15 protein-coding genes and 2 pseudogenes are annotated in these 19,187 nt (G+C 54.0%); 4 read left to right on the forward strand and 13 right to left on the reverse strand.

Features of this window, described 5'->3' with window-relative positions; all coding sequences use genetic code 11:
• Position 1: 1 nt before the first annotated feature.
• The 11 genes from KHU30_RS24625 to KHU30_RS24675 form a co-directional block, all read right to left on the reverse strand.
• Positions 2-421 (reverse strand): hypothetical protein, encoded by a 420-nt coding sequence (locus tag KHU30_RS24625; RefSeq protein ID WP_211445234.1) that lies wholly within the window; start codon positions 419-421, stop codon positions 2-4.
• Positions 418-834, reverse strand: a complete 417-nt coding sequence (locus KHU30_RS24630) for a GPW/gp25 family protein (RefSeq protein ID WP_211445235.1) — start codon at positions 832-834, stop codon at positions 418-420. The genes KHU30_RS24625 and KHU30_RS24630 overlap by 4 nt, the downstream gene beginning before the upstream one ends.
• Positions 835-843: 9 nt before the next feature.
• Positions 844-3,474: a phage tail sheath family protein gene (locus tag KHU30_RS24635; protein WP_211445236.1), complete on the reverse strand. Its 2,631-nt coding sequence runs from the start codon at positions 3,472-3,474 to the stop codon at positions 844-846.
• A gap of 71 nt (positions 3,475-3,545) precedes the next feature.
• A complete protein-coding gene (locus KHU30_RS24640; protein ID WP_211445237.1) occupies positions 3,546-5,177 on the reverse strand; it encodes a phage baseplate assembly protein V in 1,632 nt (543 codons plus the stop codon).
• The gene (locus KHU30_RS24645; RefSeq protein ID WP_211445238.1) at positions 5,174-5,923 is read right to left on the reverse strand and encodes a CIS tube protein; all 750 of its coding nucleotides are present in this window, start codon (positions 5,921-5,923) and stop codon (positions 5,174-5,176) included. The genes KHU30_RS24640 and KHU30_RS24645 overlap by 4 nt, the downstream gene beginning before the upstream one ends.
• Positions 5,924-5,925: 2 nt before the next feature.
• The gene (locus KHU30_RS24650; protein WP_211445239.1) at positions 5,926-6,099 is read right to left on the reverse strand and encodes a DUF5908 family protein; all 174 of its coding nucleotides are present in this window, start codon (positions 6,097-6,099) and stop codon (positions 5,926-5,928) included.
• On the reverse strand, positions 6,096-6,569 hold the full coding sequence (locus KHU30_RS24655) for a phage tail protein (protein WP_211445240.1): 474 nt from the start codon (positions 6,567-6,569) through the stop codon (positions 6,096-6,098). Before KHU30_RS24655 ends, KHU30_RS24650 begins: the two co-directional genes overlap by 4 nt.
• Positions 6,566-7,861, reverse strand: a complete 1,296-nt coding sequence (locus KHU30_RS24660; RefSeq protein WP_211445241.1) for a phage tail sheath family protein — start codon at positions 7,859-7,861, stop codon at positions 6,566-6,568. Before KHU30_RS24660 ends, KHU30_RS24655 begins: the two co-directional genes overlap by 4 nt.
• A 127-nt stretch (positions 7,862-7,988) precedes the next feature.
• Positions 7,989-9,362, reverse strand: a complete 1,374-nt coding sequence (locus KHU30_RS24665; protein ID WP_211445242.1) for a phage tail sheath family protein — start codon at positions 9,360-9,362, stop codon at positions 7,989-7,991.
• Between the two features lie 87 nt (positions 9,363-9,449).
• Positions 9,450-10,532 (reverse strand): phage tail sheath family protein, encoded by a 1,083-nt coding sequence (locus tag KHU30_RS24670; protein WP_211445243.1) that lies wholly within the window; start codon positions 10,530-10,532, stop codon positions 9,450-9,452.
• 88 nt (positions 10,533-10,620) lie between these two features.
• On the reverse strand, positions 10,621-11,070 hold the full coding sequence (locus KHU30_RS24675; RefSeq protein ID WP_211445244.1) for a phage tail protein: 450 nt from the start codon (positions 11,068-11,070) through the stop codon (positions 10,621-10,623).
• Between the two features lie 556 nt (positions 11,071-11,626).
• On the opposite strand from KHU30_RS24675, the pseudogene KHU30_RS24680 reads away from it, so the two are divergent.
• Positions 11,627-12,264: pseudogene (locus tag KHU30_RS24680) on the forward strand (transposase); the annotation flags it as partial.
• 6 nt (positions 12,265-12,270) lie between these two features.
• Positions 12,271-12,605, forward strand: a pseudogene (locus KHU30_RS24685) (Tn3 family transposase); the annotation flags it as partial.
• A gap of 301 nt (positions 12,606-12,906) precedes the next feature.
• On the opposite strand, the gene KHU30_RS24690 reads toward KHU30_RS24685, so the two are convergent.
• Positions 12,907-13,368, reverse strand: coding sequence for a hypothetical protein (locus KHU30_RS24690; protein WP_211445245.1), 462 nt, complete (start codon positions 13,366-13,368; stop codon positions 12,907-12,909).
• A gap of 1,276 nt (positions 13,369-14,644) precedes the next feature.
• Between KHU30_RS24690 and KHU30_RS24695 the strand changes: the two genes are divergently transcribed.
• Entirely contained in the window at positions 14,645-16,300 is a 1,656-nt protein-coding gene (locus KHU30_RS24695; RefSeq protein ID WP_211445246.1) for a glucan 1,4-alpha-maltotetraohydrolase domain-containing protein, read from the forward strand.
• Between the two features lie 335 nt (positions 16,301-16,635).
• On the opposite strand, the gene KHU30_RS24700 is transcribed toward KHU30_RS24695, so the two are convergent.
• Positions 16,636-17,994, reverse strand: a complete 1,359-nt coding sequence (locus KHU30_RS24700) for an anthrax toxin-like adenylyl cyclase domain-containing protein (RefSeq protein ID WP_211445247.1) — start codon at positions 17,992-17,994, stop codon at positions 16,636-16,638.
• 877 nt (positions 17,995-18,871) lie between these two features.
• On the opposite strand from KHU30_RS24700, the gene KHU30_RS24705 reads away from it, so the two are divergent.
• A complete protein-coding gene (locus KHU30_RS24705; RefSeq protein ID WP_211445248.1) occupies positions 18,872-19,162 on the forward strand; it encodes a transposase in 291 nt (96 codons plus the stop codon).
• The last annotated feature ends 25 nt before the right edge of the window (positions 19,163-19,187 follow it).

Here is a 19,187-nt window from a genome sequence, read left to right on the forward strand (position 1 = left end):
GTTATCCTGCCTGCGCAAATACTTGCGTGGTAATGAAACGCCCTTTGCCCATGCTGGGCGCGGTGGGATCGGGCGTGGCGGAAGGGTTGGACATGATGGCCGGCTGGGTCGGCGTAAAACGGGCGATGAACTGATTACCCTTGAGTATGATTGCCGCGCCTGCGGTGCAGCGCGGCGCCTGCTGGCCGGGGTCGAGCTGGGAGATGGTGAGCGTGCCGCTACCGGGGCTGTAGCCGGGAATGACGTACATGGCCGGCACCTGCACCTTTTTTTCGTCGCCGAGAATGCAGATGCGTTTGCCGCCTACCGTGCCCTTGCCGCTACCGCGAATGGTGGCCGGGCCTGTGGGCGTGACCTGGCGGTTGCCGAACATGGGGTCGAACACCAGGGCGTCGCCGTCGATGACAATGAGGCGACTCATACGAAGCGCGTCCCGAAGCCGTCGGCAGTGTCCAGCTTGCCTTCGAGTTGGCCGCCGGCGTCGCTGCCGCGGACGTGGTAGGCAACGCGCACGTTGAGCTGGCTTGGCTGCCGCGCATCGCGTGTGACGTCCACTTCATCGAGTTTTACGCGCGGCTCGTCACGCTCGACGCTGTCCTTGATCTTGACGGAAATATCGGCCAGTAAGTCGGGACGAATGTTTTCAAATACGGTCGACTGCAGATCGCAGCCGTAGGCTGGCCGCATGATGCGCTCGCCAGGCTGGGTGCTGAACAGAATGCGCAGGCTTTGGCGAATGTCTACCAGATCCACCGCCATCACGGCGCCCTCGCCCGTAAAGCTGGGGGGAAACGCCCAGCCGCGGCCATATGCTCCCGGTACATAATTGCTCATTGCGATTCCTCAAAAATTGACACTGTCTACTGTTTCCGCCGTCACCCCGGTTGCACGTCTTGCATAAATTCCAACAGGATGAATTCCGCCGGGCGCATCGCCGCCATGCCTATCTTCGCGATCATGCAACCCTCGGCGATGTTGGCAGAGGTCATGGTCACGCCGAGGCCGATCTGGACGAAATAGGCCTCTTCTTCCGTAGCGCCGGAGGGCGCCATCACGCCAGAGACGGTAGAGATAATTGTCTATGGCTGCACGCACTGCCTCCCATGTCGGCGGGCTGGCGGGCTTGAAAATGGCGAAACGCATGGCCGCCTTGATATCGCGTTCGGCGGCATCGAACAGGCGACGCACCGGCACGTACAGCCAGGGGGGCGTTTCCGGCGGCGCCATGGTCCGAGCCCCCATGATCACCGCGCCGCGCTCGCTGGAATAGCGGATCTGGTTGACGCCGCTCTTTGCCTCGAACTGCACCATCGGGTTGCCATTGCGCACATACAGATTTCTGACGCCGGCGAGCGCGACATTGGCCGGCGCTTTCCAGACGCCGCGTTCGCGGTCGGTCTTGCAATAGGCGCCGGCTACTGCGGGCGTGGCGCGCAGGTAGACGGCGGTCTTCCCTGCCTGAGAAAAATAATGATCTACCGCTTCACTGACGGCGGCATAAGTGGGCGTGGTGGTGGCGTCGAGATCTGCCAGTGTGAGGCGTTCCTGGTCTGTGTCCGGTCCCATGAAAATGGATGTATCGGCAGGCCGCAGGCTGTACGACGTTTCCAGCCCGGGATAATACAACGCCGTATGTTGCGCCGGGGTAGCGGGCCGCGCGATCGCTTCGGGATCGGCGTCGGGGCCGGCATCGACGTCGGCCAGCAGGAAATAGCCGAGGTTGCGATTCAGTAGGCTGCTCAGCGCGTCATACAGGGCCAGGTCAGTTTCGGGTTCGGTCACCTCGCACAGGCAGATGAGGGAAATATCCTGGCAGCGCGCAATTTTTGCGGCCATTGCCGCGCGTTCATTTGGATCCCTACGATCGTGGAGAGAAAGGATATAGCAGCGGCCGCCGCCATTTTCGAAGTAGTGGCGTAGCGAGAGTGAGCTCAGGTACTTAGTATGAGCGACGTCGATAGTCTCTTGCAGTGTGCCTCCACCCTTGCGGCCCTGACGCAAACCGGCAGACGTTACGATGACGGTGACGGGCGCTGAATCGCCGTATCTGCGGGTAAAGTCAAGCCAGCTCTTGACCGGCAGGCAATCATCATTGGGCACAGGATCATCCCCTGGCGTGCGGAAGCGGCCGATAAACACGGGGATGGCGGTTGCGCCGGTGGGAATCGAGAGCAGCGGACTGTTGACTTCTTCCACGTAGACGCCGGGTACCTTAGAAAAACCGCCGGAGCCCGGTTCGGGATTGGGTTCGGTGAGAGGACGAGATAGCACGATCACCATGCCATCGTCATCATTAGTCTTTGCCGGTGCGCCGATGGCGCATATTGTGCCGTCGCCGGAAAGGCCGACCGACGTGCCCAGAACATTTATCGGTGCGTCGTCGTCGTGGGCGATTTTCTTTTGTTCTCTCCACTCGTCGCCTTCTCCATGGTACAGAGAGGCGCTGGGATAATCTGCTGGAGACGAGCGCTCATCAGTCGGAGCGCCCACTGCCAGCCACAGGCCGTCATTGCTGAGACTGACGGGGCCGCCGAGGGCAAGCGGCACTTGTTGTGAAATGGTGACCTCATCATCTTCATACGATGAACCAGCATATTTAAAGAAGGACAGCGCCCCAATGACCGGCACCGTGTTGCCTGGATTTTCGCGAGAGCCGACCACCAGAACGCTGCCATCCTGATTCAGACTGACCGAGCTGCCGAATTGACTGTGATCTACGTTGCCGTCACCACCTCGGGCGCGCATCGTGATGCTTTCAGGCCAACTAGAATTAAATCTACCTATAAAAGCGCATCCATAGCGCCTACTGTTTCGTTCTGGTTCGCCTACCACCAGTACATTTCCGTCGGCGCTAATGCTAACAGAATCCCCAAACCTTGCATCCGCTCTATCAGTCCCGGCCCACGATTGATCCATGATCCACGAACCGTCCTGCGTCAACCTGAACGCCATGACTCGACCATGCGACGCCCCCGTATTAGGAGCGCCTACAACTAGTCTAGATCCATTTCCAGACAAACTAAGCGCGGAACCGAATTTAGCGTTATCCAATAGTTCATTGTGATTGGCTGGAAGCTCCTCAGGATCACTCCACTCATTACCGATGTATTGAAAGACGTACACGCTGCCTTTCCCATCCTTGTCCACCGGCGCTCCGATCGCCAGAACGCTGCCATCTGCACTCAGGCTGAGCGCCGCGCCAAACTGGGTATCCGAATCGGAACCGGAGGGAAAGTACATCCATAATTCCCACTGTCCGTCCACCATCCTGTACACATAAACGACACCAACGCTCCCCGCTTCACCATTAGTAGTTGCCAGTGGCGATCCCACTGCCAGCAACTTGCCGTCACGGCTGAGCGCTGTGGCCACACCAAAACGACTAAGATTGTCGACATCCTCGGGTAAAGGAACAAGTTGTTCCCCCCATTCCTGCCCCGTGCTGGAGGATGTATTTAGTGTAGGGTTAAGCATTTTCGCGGCCTCATATAACACGCTCGATCGTTCAGCTGCACAGTTCCTCAGTTTCTCAGTTTCTCAGTTTCTCAGTTCGTCAAATCTATTTTGGCGCCCTTGATATTGACGGTGTTCTTGCCCTTCAAATCCAGTTTATTGGCCGACAAGGTCATGTCCTTGGCTGCGGTCATGGTCACCTTTTCGGCTGAATCAAACGCCATGCCCTTCTTGAGTTCAAGTGTCTCTTTGCCGCTCTGCAGCAAGGCCGATACTTCTTCGACGTTGAAAACGAGCTGCTGTTTCTGCTCACCCCTGGTATAGACAAATCCCTTTTCCTTGTTCTCGTGGCTGGGCGCAAAAGGGGCTTGGTTTTTAGGGTTGTGCATGGCGCCCAGGATGACCGGGAAGCGCGGGTCTTCGGCAAAGAAGCCCAGCACTACTTCGTCACCGGCTTCCGGATACAGACAGAGGCCGCTATCCTTGCTAGCGTAGGGTGCTGCAAAGCGCGCCCAGAGCGGTTTGTTATCGAACTTGAGCGCCGGCACCTTCACCTGCAGCCGGTTCAGGCTGTCGGGATCGCTCTTGAACTTCTCTACAACACCTATGTACAGCCCGGCGGCGGTCGGCAGCGGGCTGGCGCCTACATCGCGCAGAACACGCTGACCGAGGGAGAGTGTGCTCAGCCATTTCTGGGATCCGGTCTGGTCGAAGCTGTGCTGGACTTCGTTGATCAAGCCTGTGCCGTCAAGTTTACCAAAACCGGAAATTTCCAGCGTCTCGCCGATCTTGTAATCGGCGCCGCCCTGTACCGTGAAACTGGCCTGCACGCCGCTGTTTTGCTGCTCCAGCAGGCGCCCCTTAGCGAGCGCTTCGTATTCGGCGGGTGACATGGTCGTTGTGCAAGCCAGCTCCCATTTGGTCTTGTTCAGGGGTACCACATCCTTCGAATTGAAAATGTCTTTTCCCAGCCCGACCGCTACCGCTTTCGATTCTTTCGTCATTTCTTGTTTAGCGACGTCCCAGCTTGTCATCGTCAGCTCGGCGGGCATTTCCGCATTAACGAAAGTCCATTCGGCAGTTCCCAAGGCGACGTCACTCTTCTTTGCGCGTTTCCGCAGCACTGTGTGATTTGCTTTGGCGGTGAGCGTTGGTTTGATGATAGATACACCCTCTGTCGATGGCGCCAGCCAGACACCATTCGCAGCCAGACGGCTGCGAATGAATTGCCAGTCCGACGCCATGAATTGAATCATTTGCAGATGCTTGACATCAAGGCCTTCGCATTTTTCCACCTTGATATTTTGTGACTGCAAGATCTCCTTGATGATCTCAGCATCGGTCTTATCGGCAAATATCTGGCTGCGATGGGTGGCGCGCAGACTTTGCAGCGGATGCCTGACGATCAGGGTCAAACCTTCATCTTCCCCAACGTTGATTTCCGGACTGCCGATCTTGAGCCTTTGCTCCACCACTATGCCCTTGAACAACAACAGTTTTCTGTCGGGGCTATGAATCGTCACGTTGCTACCAGGAGCGCACAGCTTGAGATCCTGATCGACTACCTGCGGGTTCTTGACAAAATCGGAGCTGTTTGCATTCAGTCCGAATCGCAGCGTGGCAGATGGAATGTCGTTGACGGCATGCGTTATGTCATATTTCAGTGGATAGAAAAACTTCAGTGCAGCGCCTTCAAACAGTATCGAGCCGGTATTTGTCATCATGCCCCCCCGGTCGATGGAGCCTCAGTGACCGCACGCAACACGTCGCCCGGTTCGAAATCATCCAGGCAATCGAGTGCATTGTCGAAGGCCAGAGTCAGGTAATCGATAGCACCTGCGGCCCCCAAAACGGCGCTGGCCGCTAGCATCGCAGCCAATGCCAGGTTCGATGCGGATGGAAGCGTAATGGTGGTCCCGGGAATCTCACGACCAGCTGTCGGCACGCCGGTCGAATTGCGGTTCGAGGTCGCCTTCAGTGCAATCCTGGCGGTGGCGCGCAATGGCGTACCATCACGGTCAAAGAGGGTGTAACTCACCGCCAGCGAAGCAAGGCGTCCAGCAAAATATTTGTCATCGTACCATTGCATGTTGCCCCATAACACCTTCAAATAGGGCGTTCCTTCAGCATCGGCCGCATTGTTTGCCACCACGCTGCTGTTTAGGGTAAGGGGCGTGGTCAATTGCCGCAATTTGGCCAGTTGCTTGTCGATGGGGGCGCTATTGCCCGGCATCGTGGCGTCCAGAATCAATTCGAGGTTGAGGTCGCCCGGAATGACGCGGTTAAAGCCGCTTGTAATTTCCGTGTCGTTGATCCACGCCGTTTCGCTGTATTGCACTGAATAGCTCAAATCAAGGGCGGCCGGGTTGTACATGGCCTCGAACCGACCCAGATATTGGGCTTTGGTCATTTTCTCGTCCTTATAGGACTCGATAGTGAGTTTCGACAGGGAGCTTTCAAACAGGGACATGGCTATCGCTCCATCTGTTCGCGTACCCGGCTCATCACACGCCGCACGATTATTTCGATCAGACGTTCATCGTCTGCCCGCTGGCGGACTGGCGCTCCTCCGATGTCAGCGCGTTTGGCTGGCAGATCGTCGGTGACGCGGGCCTCAATCACCAGTTCACGGATTTCAATGGTCATGCCACGATCCCCAAACGTGTTATGTCGCGATATCTCAGCTTGAATGTGTTGATCAGCACCTTGTCGTCATTGGCGTCGAGAGCGCCGGTGTCCCAGCCGCTAGGCACGGCATCTGAAATGCTCCAGCATGCCTTGGGAAGCAAACGCGCATTGAGCAGCATGATGACGACGTCGATTCTGCGTACCTTGAAATCACTGAGCATTTCTCCGAATACCATGGTCAACGGCGATAACAACATGACGCCGCGTGTAAAAACCAATTCGTTATGCACTATTTGCTCCGGCAGATGATGAGCGCCGACATTTTCGCCACCTTCGTAGACGCTGCGCACATTGGTCGTTCTGCCAAGACCGGAAATGCTCTGGAACCGCATATCGATCATGCTGGGTATCTTAGGCGTGCCGGCAGTCACTTCAAAAAAGAAAGTTGCCAGAAAGTGCCGCGAAACTTCAGGCTGAAAGATACTCATATGATGACGCTCCGGCCTAAGGATAGTGGTTGCTCGCCTTCTACATCGATGCCATCGTTGATGTTGAAGTGCACTTGCAAATGAATGAATTCCGCTGGGTACAGCAATGCCACGGCGATATCCATGATCAGCCTGCCTGATGCGATGTCGTCATCGGTCATGCTTTCGCCGCGGCCAACGTAGAGCGCGAAGGCATCTTGCTCTGCGACGCCGAACAGACCTCCGCTCTGCCAGAGCTTGCGTAGCCAGGCGTGGCAGATGCCCTTCATCTTCAACCAGGTAATTTCGTTATTGGGTTCGAATACGGCAAAGCGCGCGCGTTCGGCCAAGCTGGTTTCGATATAGGTGGCCAGGCGCCGCACCTGGACGTAACGCCACGGCGTCGCCGGTTCCCGCTCCAGCGTACGACAACCCCAGACCCTGACGCCGCGTATCGGAAAACTGCGAATCAGGTTGATGGAAACGCGGTTATTATCAAACAGCTGGTCGCCCTCCAGAGAGGAATGCATCGGCTTGATGATATGTTGCAGCACCTCGTTGGCGGGAGCCTTCCAGATACCGCGTGCTCGGTCAGTGCGCTGGATCACGGCGGCAACCGCGGCTGACGGCGGCAGCACCTTAGCCTTACGAACGCCAGTGACGTTATCGATTTCAAACGCTGTCGACAGATGCGGCCAGTAGGCCGCGCTGCGGCCGGCGCCAGGAAGTTCAGCGGTGTTGAGCCAGGCCAAACACTGTTTTGCGCCCTCCAATGTTTCCGGCGGATCCAGCAAGGCAAACAGGTGGGGATAGTGTTCACACGCAGCCATCGTTGCAGCCCATACTTGCAGCAATTTTGCGACTTCGCCTTCGTCATTTTCGTCAAACAGCACCAGATCAGGAAGCGCCACCAGGGAAATCAATGGTTCATGCGCAATGGCGGCAAACAAGCTCGTCGACGTCAACGCGGTAGCGATGTCTTCCGAGCTCGCGTCCGCCAACGACGCATACGTCCCGACGGAAGCAACAAAACAGGGTCCGCATTCGTTGTCAAAATAATGCCTAACAGCGGCATGAAGAATACAGCGACTCGCTTTGCCCGTCTCATCGGCCGAAACCGGCCCGCCGAATGCTGCCTCATACTCAGTGAATACGTCTATGCGTTGCACGACCGGTGCTATTTTGTCACCTGTTTTGCCCTCTATTTCTTCCGGTACTTTCCAGCTATAGCCAACAAATACCGGAATGGCCGTTTGTGCGTCGACCACTGCTCGCTCGGACACCGATTCCACATAGGTTACGCCTGGTTTCATCTTCGTCTCGCTAATGGATTGTTTGGCGTCGGGACGCTGTCGCCTGCATTTCATTTAATTGCATGCAGCAATTAGCGCCCGCCCACACGTGACCACATACGACCTTACGCGAACTCCGATGCGGCGATCAGGCCACCATCACATCCTGTGTAAATTCCAGGATGATGAATTCCGCCGGGCGCACCGCCGCCATGCCAATCTTCACGATCATTTTTCCTTCGGCAATATCGGCGTCGGTCATGGTGATGTCTTTGCCGATGGCGACGAAATAAGCTTCTTCCTGGGTCGCACCGGCCAGTGCGCCATCGCGCCAGATGCCATAAAGATAGTTGTCGACGGCTGCACGCACGGCTTCCCAGGTCGACTGGCTGTTCGGCTCGAAAATAGCAAAGCGCATTGCGGCCTTGATATCGCGTTCGGCGGCATTGAATAGGCGTCGGACCGGAATATACAGCCAAGTGGGCGTTTCTTGCGGCACCATGGTGCGTGCCCCCCAGATTACGGCGCCACGGTCACTGAAATAACGGATCTGGTTGATGCCCTTGCTAACATCAATCGGTGTGGTCGATCCGCCTCTTTCAGAATGATCGTAAAGTCCTCTCACCCCGCTGAGGGTGATATTCGCGGGCGCCTTCCAGACGCCGCGCTCGCGGTCAGTCTTGCAATAGGCGCCGGCCACGGCGGGGGTAGCGCGCAAATAAACCGGTCCAGCTTCATTCTTAACAAATGCATCAATTGCGGCGCTGACGGCAGCGTACTCCGCCTTTTCCTCTTCTGACGGGTCACTTTCAATCAAACTGAATAAGGTCTTGTTTTGACCTTCTCCTATATAGATGTACTTATCATCCGGGCGTGGGCTGTAAGCGGTTTGCAAGGCAGGAAAATAAACCGCGGTGTGTTGCTCGGGAGTGCTTGGACGGGTCTCGCCATCAATACTATCGGCCAGCAGGAAATAGCCTTCGCCACGATTCAGAAGTCCGCTGAGTGCGTTATACATAGCTTCATCGCTACTGGTCGCCTCGCACAGACAGATCAGGGAAATGTCCGGGCAGCGAGCGATCTTGGTCTCCATCGCCAGATGCTCTGTGTCGTCTCCACGATTATGCACCGACAGTATGTAGCATGGGCCGCCACCATTCTCAAAATAGTGACGCACCGACAGGGAGCCAAGGTGCGCCGTATACGTGACGGTATATTCATCCGGCGCTAAAACGCGCGTTACCGCATTCGCGCCACCTTTCTTCTTAGATTTTACGTCCTGCTCAAGGTCTCCGCCTTTCAGCACCGCTCTCATATTCGCCGAATCGCCGTACTTCTTGGTGAAGTCAAGCCAGTTTTCGACGCGAAGACATGCCGCATTATCCACCACACTGCCGTTCAGTGTGCGAAACTGCCCAATAAATACCGGAATGGCGGTCGCGCCTGCAGGTATGGAAAGCAGCAGGCTATTCACTTCTTCGACATAGACGCCGGGACTGAGATTCGAGGTTGAAATTGGCATGATAGGCTCTTTCAGAAATAAATAGGGTGCGCGATCGGACGATACTTCTACACCGGGCCAGCTGCGGGGCGGTAGGCCTGCATCACGTCAGACGGTCACCATATCCTGGGTAAATTGCAAGATGATGTATTCAGCAGGTCGAATTGCCGCCAAGCCGATCTTGACGATCATTCGGCCATTGGTGATGTCGTCATCGGTCATGGTGACACCCTTGCCGATCTGCACAAAATAAGCTTGCTCCGGCCTGTCGCCAAACAGGCCGCCTTGCCTCCACAATGCATAAAGATAATTGGAGATGGCCGACCTTACGCGCTCCCAGGTCGGCTGGGTGTTGGGCTCGAACAGGGAAAAGGCAACGGCGCGCTTGACGTCTTTTTCCACGGCATTGAACAGGCGCCGCACCGGCACGTAAGTCCATTCGCCGCCCGGCACAGCATCGAGCGTACGCGCGCCCCATATCGTCGGCCCGCGGCCAAAATCGCGAATCATATTGACAGCCTTGCCGTTCATGTACTGGCCCTGTTCGTCGTCACTGACCTTGTACTTCGGGGTGAGGCCACCTGACAGCACTACGTTTGCAGGGGCTTTCCAGGCGCCGATCTGACGGTCGACGCTGCAGATCATGCCTGCGACAGCGGCACTGGGGGGGATTTCTGTTTCTGCCCAGGAGGCCTCTAACCATGGGTAATAAGCGGCAGCGAACGAATTTGTGTCAAGTCCGTCTGTCAAATCGCTAGATTTGTCTGTAAGCGCCTCGTCAGGAGCGTCCAGCACTGCGAACAGGGTGTTCCCGGATTGACAAAGAATGACTACGTCGCCTTTGATATCTTGTCCGGCCGCAACCAGCATCGTTACGTCATCCAAAGCAGGTACATCGTCCTGTAGCCGATCTGTCGGCGTGAGGTAGCAATAACCGCCGCCATTGTCGAAATACGTTTTCATTGAAAGATGAAGCACGTTCTCAGCGTCGAACTCGAACTCCTCTGTTGCTGCGACCGCAGCTTTGGTAAAAGAGAGCCAATCGGCAATCCTGGTAGTTTTTTTTATCAGTGGAGCGTTGGCAGTGTTAAGCGCAAACACCGGGACCGCAGTCGCACCACTAGCAACCGTGGAAAATTGGCTCTTTATCTCTCTGATGTAAACACCAGGATATTTCGTCTCAACTGCCATTGCAGCCTCCGTTCGTGTAGATAACCTAGCGTCATCACAGCATGAGCCGAAGCTGCACGCCGGAACCAAGAATCAGCGACTCTTTCTTTTAGTGCCATTCCAGAGAAAATCCATCTGCCGAGAGAGTCACTTCTTCAATCGCGATTTCATTGCTGCTGGCATCTAAATTAGGTGCGGAAATTGCCGTCGGAAAGCAATTGCGCACGTTCCACGTCATGAAAAGGACGGTGCCGGCTTCATTGGTCAAACTGATCGAGATATCTTTTTTGTCGATCAGGTTGCCGGAGCCCCCTGTCAGCCATTTCCACAGCTGGCTTTGCGCGGGTACGATCCCTCGGGTGAGGGTGAGATCGACGTCGCCCAATTTTCCCGGCATGAGGAAACGCCCCCCCATGCCATCACGATAATCGATTTTGTCGCGGGAATGCTTCAGGCCGCTGACTTTGCTGAAAGCCATCATCTCTTCGCCGACGGCCACTCGAAAGGAATAGGTAGGGATTGGATAGTGCTTGGCAATTTCATCACTCGTCACAGCCATTTTATTACTCCTTAACAGGTGGCCGAGCTATCAAGCAGGCCGTTTCAGGAAAATCGACACTGCAGGAATCAGAGAATCGTTGCAACCAGATTTCCGGTTCACCAGCCATCGATTAGGGAGCTGCTACAACAAACACCTATATCATTAAAAAAATCAGAAAATTTCTTAAAGGATGATTTCGTCGCTACCAGTGTTCCGCGACATTAAAGTTAGATTTAACAACGAAGCATCGCATCCTTGCGACATAAATATTTGCCTCGGTTAAGCATAACTTTAAAGATGATTTTGAAAAAAATTAAAGATTTTTTAAATATCTTTATATGAAATCAAATGACTTTTTTGGTGTTCTTTATAAGTGCTTCATAAGTGCTTCATAAGTGATGCTGTCTTGAGATAGCGAGATAGCCCTCGTTAATATACATACCTCGATTCTCGGGGGTGTTGGCCAGCCAGGGCCGGCATGATTGCTGCCCCCAGTCGTCCATGATCCGGGAGGGTGTTGTCACTAGACCTGGTGGGTGGCTGATGATCGCTGATAGGGACGTGGTCCGGAGAATACCCGTCACCGCCCAGGCTCGCCTCGGTTAGCGAGGCGAGCCTGACAAACCGACTCAGCAAGCTTGCACCGCGCATCGGAAAAACTTTGGCGCGTGAAGTATTCCAAGCACTTTCAGAGCAAACGGTCGTGGTACAAAGAACCAACGCCGCCACAGTTGTGTTGCCACGCTTGGCGCATCAGCTTGCCGGACTGCGTGGTCAACGTGAGGAAGTCGCCATCGCGGTTGAAGGCTTGGTTCAAGCTCACCCTCTTTACTCGGTCCTGACCAGCATACCAGGAGTCGGCGTCAGGACGGCAACGAGACTCCTGACTGAAGTCGCCACCAGGCATTTGCGTCACACGCACACCTCGCGGCTTATGCAGGGTTGGCGCCCGTCACGCGCCGATCCGGCTCGTCGATTCGCGGCGAGCACCCATCCCGCTGTGAAAATAAAGTGCTCAAACGCACGCTGCTCTTCTCGGCCTTCGCCGCGCTTCGCGATTCGGTCTCACGTACCGACTACGCCCGAAAGATCAGCCAAGGAAAACGACACAATCAAGTCCTGATCGCTCTTGCCCGCCGGCGTTGTGATGTGCTTTACGCAATGATGCGCGACGGGACACATTATTTCCCCGCACAGCTTGCAAGCGCTTGACGAACCCGATACCGGACCTATGTGCTCGATAGCTTGCTCTACCACGAGTCAGATTTACGCATTGAATAGCACTACACCGATACTGCCGGTTTCACCGACCACGTTTTGCTCTGATGCGCCTACTGGGATTCCGCTTCGCTCCGCGCATCCGCGACCTGGGCGACACAAAGTTGTATATTCCGGGCGTTATAGCGGACTATCCTGGCTTGAAAGCCATGATCGGCGGTACCCTGAATATCAAGCACCTGCGCGCGCACTGGGACGAGATCCTTCGCCCGGCGGCATCAATTAAGCACGCACCGTCACCGTCACCGTCGCTCATGCTGCGCAAACTGGGCAGTTAAGCGCCCACAGATATTGCACATGCTTTCTGAAGTTCGGTAATTTGATGTCGGCGTTCATAGCACTGGGCTGCAAGCGCATTTGTGTGATTGTGCGGCGGGACGATAACGCGTCTTAAGATTCCGGGAGTAGACCTTGGGTGCACAGTAGTGATCGGGAGGAGAAAAACCTTCGCATTTCCTCGCTGGCGATAGTGACCTGCCTGGTGATTTTCGGACCATCACTAATGCTTGATTCGACATGAATGATCTGCTTGGTCGATAAAAAAGGAGCCGGTGTATCACTACCCCGGCCCGGCCGTTACTTGGCTTTAGCGTTACTGACCAAACGTTGATTCGTTGAATCGTACCTCACCGATGCATCATTGGGAGATTTAAGCACTTGAAACCTGGCATTCACGATGACATCCATCAGTTGTTCAATGATGTCGCCGAACGTTGTATCCTGCTGCCTTGCCAGTCGTCGTAGTTTTTTGTGATGCTTTTCGCTGATGACAGCAATGATCTTCACGTCGCCCGCCAGTACAAGTTCATCTTTTGCAATGCATAACCAGTAGATAGCGACGCAAGCGATAGCGCCAAGCACGAAAACCTGAAACTCTGCTGCCGACCGCCGAGTATCGCGCCATAGCTCTGCTCCGGCTATCAGGCTTGCTAGAAGTATACCAAACCAAATAATCGCGATTAATCGCTGAATGTTTCTTGGTCTCCCAGCATCGTCATACAAGAAACGCCTTCGGATTAGTTGTCGGAATTCTTTCATATCACTCCCCTTTCACAGATCAGGGGACCATAGCGCCCAAAGAACGACTCGAACAGATTGCAAAAGAATTATCTAACGTGCGTCGCATCCCCCGCGTAACCAACCTAGTACATTTCCGTATGAAAACAATGGTGTATTTTCTATGTTATGTCTATGACCATGAAAAGCGGAATGTATCCAAGCAGATCATATGACGCAATTTAGGCGCTAGCCTGTGTCCGGCTATGTAGGGGCAAGATCAATTGGTGGGGCGATCCATGTGAGTGCCGTTTCCCACCGACGCGTACGGGCATTCTTCGTCGTAGCGTGATGTCCGACACGGTGAATCACCGCCTGCCCTACCTCGGCTCGGCAACTGGTGTCCGCCTAGCCTATTCGATGCGCTCAAACGTCGCCATGTTGGTGGCGGCCGCGTCGGATATTACAGAGTGTCACCGCCCGCTACATGACCGTTCTGCATCGCTCCCTTCCTGTGCCATATCGTCACGTACCAACAACTCGGCCAGATAGTCATGTTCGGACGACTCTGGATGCGAGGCACTAGGCAGGTCTAGCTTGCCCCAGGTAGTCCGTGGCTCCGGATCCAGCGCCGTGCCGCTCTGGTGTTGCGCGCGGTAGAACGATGTGAAACGGCCTACCATGAACTGCCTCTTCGACCAACGCAAGCACAGCACCTGATGCAGATCACCTTGATTCACCTGTCCGCCAGCGAAAGGCGTTCCGGAATCGTCCCAGCGCACTCACACGCTGTCGCCGATGGGCACAACGCCTACGATACCTCGAAAAACACCGTCAAGCCGCCGTAGATCGCACTCAGGTCCACCCCGTAGAATGTCGCATTGTGATCGTTTCATGGAATACGCACCGTCTCCTGAATCGATCGCGAGGCCAGTTTTTCCAGATATGCCGCGGGGGCATAACATGTCAACACGCGGCTATTGAGTAGTGTGTCTTGATCTTGATCGGGACAGTCGCGAAAGGCGTCGCGTTGCTCCTTAGCGGGTTGTACGCGCAATCGATTTCATATCGCGCAGCAGAATCCGCAATGCCAGCTCGACCGCAGGAGGTATTCACAGCCTATGATAGTAATATTAAAGAAAAATCTTGTAACCTGTTAAAAATGACAGGAGAAATCCGTTGTCCAATAGCCTATCTTGAGCGAGATACTATGCGTGGTTCGGTGCAGGCACAGAGGGGGCGTCGACATGTGGCTTCCGCAGCTGGCAGCTATGGATATGCAGAATCAATATCTATTTGGATAATAAGGAGGTGTCACATGGTTTCACGCCACTTATTGATCAACGGCGCGTTTTTTTTTCTGATCGCGTCGTTCGCGCTGATAATCGCGCCACGGACTGCCTACGCAGAGAAAAGTCCTGGAGGTGTCCGATATGGCGACGGGAATGAAATTATTTTGCAGGGATTTCATTGGAATTCCGCGCGAGCTTCACCACCATGGTATGACACCTTGAAACAGATGGCGCCAACCGTGGCCGCAGATGGATTTACCGCAATATGGATGCCACCGCCATGGCGTGACGACTCCTACTGGAAAGATGACAAGACCGGCGCCTCCGGCGGCGGTGAAGGTTATTTCTGGCGTGATTTCGACAAAAATAGCCACTACGGCACGGATTTCCAACTGCAACAAGCGGCGCAAGCATTGACGGCGGCGCGTATCAAAATCATTTATGACATTGTTCCCAATCACCGCGATCGTCAATACCCCATGGATGCGCTACCCAAGGATGGTAAGGTCTGGCGCAGCGATTGCGCTCCCGTTGCGAATGGAGCGAACGATTGCGATGACGGTGATCCCTTCATGAGCGGGGATGCTGACTTGAATATTGCCAACCCGTTGATCGCCAATCTGTTCAAGGATGAACTAATTCGACTGCGTGATCGCTACGGTGCAGGCGGGTTTCGATTTGACTACGTGCGCGGCTATGCACCGGAGCATGTGCAGAGCTGGATGACCGACACACTGGATAGCGGCTTCTGTGTCGGCGAGCTCTGGAAAGCCCCCAATGAATACCCCACAAGCGATCCGCGCAGCAAAGCCAGTTGGCAAGATGTGCTGAAAGATTGGTCGGACCACTCCGGCTGCGGCATCTTCGACTTTGCGCTTAAGGAGCGCATGCAAAATGGTTCCATCAGCGATTGGCGTCAGGGCCTGAACGGTAATCCTGAAATTCGTTGGCGCGAAGTGGCAGTCACGTTCGTCGATAACCACGATACAGGCTATTCGCCGGCGCCGCCTAGTAACGGCCAACATCATTGGGTCTTGCCTGACAAGCTGGTCAAGCAGGCCTATACCTACATTTTGTTAAGCCCCGGCACACCGACGGTTTATTGGCCCCACATGTATAACGGGACACAACACGACTACCTGCGCCTACTGATCCAGGCGCGTCGTCAAGCGGGGATTCGGTCCGACTCGGAAATCCAGTTCAGCAATGGCTACGGCGGTCTAGTGGCAATCGTCAAGGGAAGTCAACAACAGCTCGTCATTGCTCTGGATTCAACGCTCGCAGATCCGAGCCAGGTTGCTAACGGGGTAACGACGCCAGCAGTCACGTTCGATAGTAGCGACGGCAGCCACATCCGCGTTTGGCGTAGTGGTCCGGCCAACGCCAAGACCACGATTCAGTTCCAATGCGATAAGGGTATCACCCAGCAAGGAGATAGCGTTTATGTGGTGGGAAGTGCCAGCGAATTGGGAAATTGGGATCCGGCCAAAGCTGTACGCCTGACGGACGTCAGCGCTTATCCTACCTGGAAAGGTAGCGTCGAGCTTCCCACCATGCAAGATGTCGCGTGGAAATGTATCGTGCGCAACGAAAATGACCCAACCCAAGTCAAGCTCTGGCAGGCGGGAACCAATAACGAGCTGATCGTCGTTACAGGAACGCCGGCCAAGGGTAGCTTTTAGCATACCTGGCGATGGTGTCGCCCGACAAGGCTGCACGGCGATAACGCGCATCCTCCGCACCTTAGGCGAGCTGTTTAAGCACCTCTGTCAAACCGGGTAACCCCACCCTTTGGCAAGGCCTTACTGTCCGATCAAGTCGGAACTACTACAAGTTATTCTTGGATGAAAAAACCCTCAAATGCAAGTCGGACCAGTTTGAAATTCAGGTCACGACACCTAGACTATAAAAAATTCTATGTCAACAGACGATGTTGCATCCGCTACCACAATTGATGTCCGAAAGCGGATAGTTAATGTTTTCATTTAGGGCCGCCCTATTTTGATACGGGTAACTATTACAATTTATATTTATCTCGAATTGACATGCCCCAAGTCCAGTTTTTCGGCACATAATACCCGGCTTCATGAAGTAGTGATACGTAGGCTTCAAATTCGCTGAATGTTTCAAAGGTACTCACATCCAGATATTTTTGTGTCGGTGAACCAGCAATCTGAAGGGATGAAGGCTGAAATACGGTAATAGGAAGCCCCTCCCCTTTCTCCAATTCCATCTTGGTGAGTGCGCCGAATATGTGATTGCGATGCGACTCCGCATTGTGATGAACTCGCCTAAACGGTGCGTTTTCATCGACAGCACCCATCGCCCTATTTAATTCGTTAATGCAGCGTAAAATTCGAGGAGTGATATTCCCCATATCATTATGTTCTTGAAGCTTACCCGCGTCTTTTTTGGTCAATCCTTGATATGTCGCGTCGGTAACTCCCCCTCCTGGGCGTGCGCCTGTGTTGGTTCTCATGTCGAGTACCTTATCCAGCCCTACACCTGCCTCAAACACTTGCCCGGGCTGGGCTCCCCTCGTACCGGAAAATACGAGGCCTTGCTTTGAAATTTCTTGTGTGGACTGGCTGCCGTAATTTCCCCATTTTGGGCAAATCGACATCAGATCGTAGTCACCGGTCATCGGTTGATTATTCGCACCAACTTCCGACGAAGTCATCACTTTCAAGGGTATTGCTTTATCATGCGCTTGCATTAGCATCTTCGTATCTGTACCCAGTTCTTCTGGATAAACCCATATCTGATATGCGACCCCTTTCTGAACGGCGCGAAAACAAAGTTCTTTGCCATCGCCGCTGCGCCGAGCGAACAAAAAATAATCGGGGCTGCCAGGAATAGCTTTCATCTTGTGAATGGCTTGTCGCGCAGGCTGTCCTGCTCGATCATTCAGCTGTCGCTGCAAATCTTCGTATGACAGAGTCAATTGCGTTGTAGAAGCATAGTTATCGTTAATCCCATCTTGATTAGCTTTGGTACCGTTTGCAGCTTGCTGTGGGTTGTGGCCGACTTTGCTATATATGCCGTCGTAGGGTACCAAGCCAGCTTGAGGCCCCCAATCCGAGCTTTTTCCCTTAACATGGAAATTCTTAGTCCGAAATCCCTTTTCAATCCAGCGTAGAGACCATGGACCTGTTGAACGAAACATAATCACTTCATCCAAGGTGTCTGCAACTGCGAGTACAGCCTGCATGTCACAGCCCTGCATACCGTTTTCTGGGTGACGGAGGGATGCTGTCAACCCCCAATTTCTATTTGCGCTTATCTCATCCTCTGAGTCGGTATCGCCCTCCTCAGTTAGTAAGCTTGGGTTACTTGGTTTCTTTGCTAGTTGATTCTTGCTGGCCGCTTTATACATGATATATTTGCTCCTGGTTATCAAGGTTCGGTGACGCGCGGATTCCTCTCTCTATAAGGCATATGATCCTGCAAAGCCTGAATTGCCCATCCCTAAATACAAGACAATCCGATCTTGCTCACATCGTGCTGATAGGAGCGCAGAGGTAGGACGTTGGCGAAGAATTGTTGGGTAAACATTGACGGAAAATTACTGCGGGTATCTCAATGCAAGAGAGTGCGGATGCCGGGAAGTCGAACTCCTTGAACTATTTTTTCTTGGACACCGCTTGATTTGTCGATGGCTTGTGCCCCAATTTATTATTAAAACAAATCCTGATGACTAGCAAGATATTCTGCTCCGATATATCCATATAACAATCGCAATATGCCGGGCTATCGTTGCCCCTGACGACAACCTGCTCTAACCCATTCCACAACGGCTTCTGGCGACCACATCGATGAGCTCTCGCGGCGTGAACTTTACGCCAAGTGGTGGCATCAATGAGTGGCGATTTCGATATCTACCCTATCACTATCACGATCGATCGTGTGTTGCAACATATCGATCTACTAACTGTCTTGTAATCGGTGCAAACGCTCCATATTTGTGTATGGATAATAATAGAATGAGCTTATTGTGAGCGGATTTTAAGCGTACCCGCGTCCGATTGAAGGTCATCATATCGATGTCGGTTACGATATGTTGGCCGCCCATGCAGCAATGCTCCCGCAGCCGCGAGCCAATGATTGCCTGATATCTCCCCATTGCGTTTTCGGCGATGGAACAATATTCATACCTGGTGTGAACACGTTGTTGATTGACAGAGTAAGGACTGGCCTTCCCCCAGCGTGACGGACACTTTCGATAAATATGATGACACTATCGGAGATATTACATGGCACGTGAAAGACGGTTATTTTCTGAAGAGTTTAAACGCGAAGCACTCAAATTGGCACATCAACCCGGCGCCAGCAAGGTAGCAATCGCGCGCGACCTAGGTGTCGGTGCCAATTTGCTCGGTCGCTGGTGCAGAGAGTCCAGCGGCGAGAGCCAGGCAGACTGTGGCGGGATTGAGAAGGTTTCAAGCCAAGAATACGAGCGCATGCGGCGCGAGCTAGCGAAGGATAAGACGGAGCGTGACATCTTAAAAAAGGCGCTCGGCTACTTCGCAACCGACCTCAAGTGAAGTACGGCTTTATCGCCAAATATAG

Source organism: Collimonas humicola, from assembly GCF_018304945.1.
In the GTDB taxonomy this organism is placed as follows: Bacteria; Pseudomonadota; Gammaproteobacteria; order Burkholderiales; family Burkholderiaceae_D; genus Collimonas; species Collimonas humicola.

Coding starts and splice junctions, on each gene's coding strand:
- KHU30_RS24695 (WP_211445246.1), top strand. CDS start 14,645: ATGGTTTCACGCCACTTATTGATCAACGGCGCGTTTTTTTTTCTGATC.
- KHU30_RS24705 (WP_211445248.1), top strand. CDS start 18,872: ATGGCACGTGAAAGACGGTTATTTTCTGAAGAGTTTAAACGCGAAGCA.
- KHU30_RS24665 (WP_211445242.1), bottom strand. CDS start 9,362: ATGCCAATTTCAACCTCGAATCTCAGTCCCGGCGTCTATGTCGAAGAA.
- KHU30_RS24635 (WP_211445236.1), bottom strand. CDS start 3,474: ATGCTTAACCCTACACTAAATACATCCTCCAGCACGGGGCAGGAATGG.
- KHU30_RS24640 (WP_211445237.1), bottom strand. CDS start 5,177: ATGATGACAAATACCGGCTCGATACTGTTTGAAGGCGCTGCACTGAAG.
- KHU30_RS24660 (WP_211445241.1), bottom strand. CDS start 7,861: ATGAAACCAGGCGTAACCTATGTGGAATCGGTGTCCGAGCGAGCAGTG.
- KHU30_RS24690 (WP_211445245.1), bottom strand. CDS start 13,368: ATGAAAGAATTCCGACAACTAATCCGAAGGCGTTTCTTGTATGACGAT.
- KHU30_RS24700 (WP_211445247.1), bottom strand. CDS start 17,994: ATGTATAAAGCGGCCAGCAAGAATCAACTAGCAAAGAAACCAAGTAAC.
- KHU30_RS24650 (WP_211445239.1), bottom strand. CDS start 6,099: ATGACCATTGAAATCCGTGAACTGGTGATTGAGGCCCGCGTCACCGAC.
- KHU30_RS24670 (WP_211445243.1), bottom strand. CDS start 10,532: ATGGCAGTTGAGACGAAATATCCTGGTGTTTACATCAGAGAGATAAAG.
- KHU30_RS24645 (WP_211445238.1), bottom strand. CDS start 5,923: ATGTCCCTGTTTGAAAGCTCCCTGTCGAAACTCACTATCGAGTCCTAT.
- KHU30_RS24630 (WP_211445235.1), bottom strand. CDS start 834: ATGAGCAATTATGTACCGGGAGCATATGGCCGCGGCTGGGCGTTTCCC.
- KHU30_RS24675 (WP_211445244.1), bottom strand. CDS start 11,070: ATGGCTGTGACGAGTGATGAAATTGCCAAGCACTATCCAATCCCTACC.
- KHU30_RS24655 (WP_211445240.1), bottom strand. CDS start 6,569: ATGAGTATCTTTCAGCCTGAAGTTTCGCGGCACTTTCTGGCAACTTTC.
- KHU30_RS24625 (WP_211445234.1), bottom strand. CDS start 421: ATGAGTCGCCTCATTGTCATCGACGGCGACGCCCTGGTGTTCGACCCC.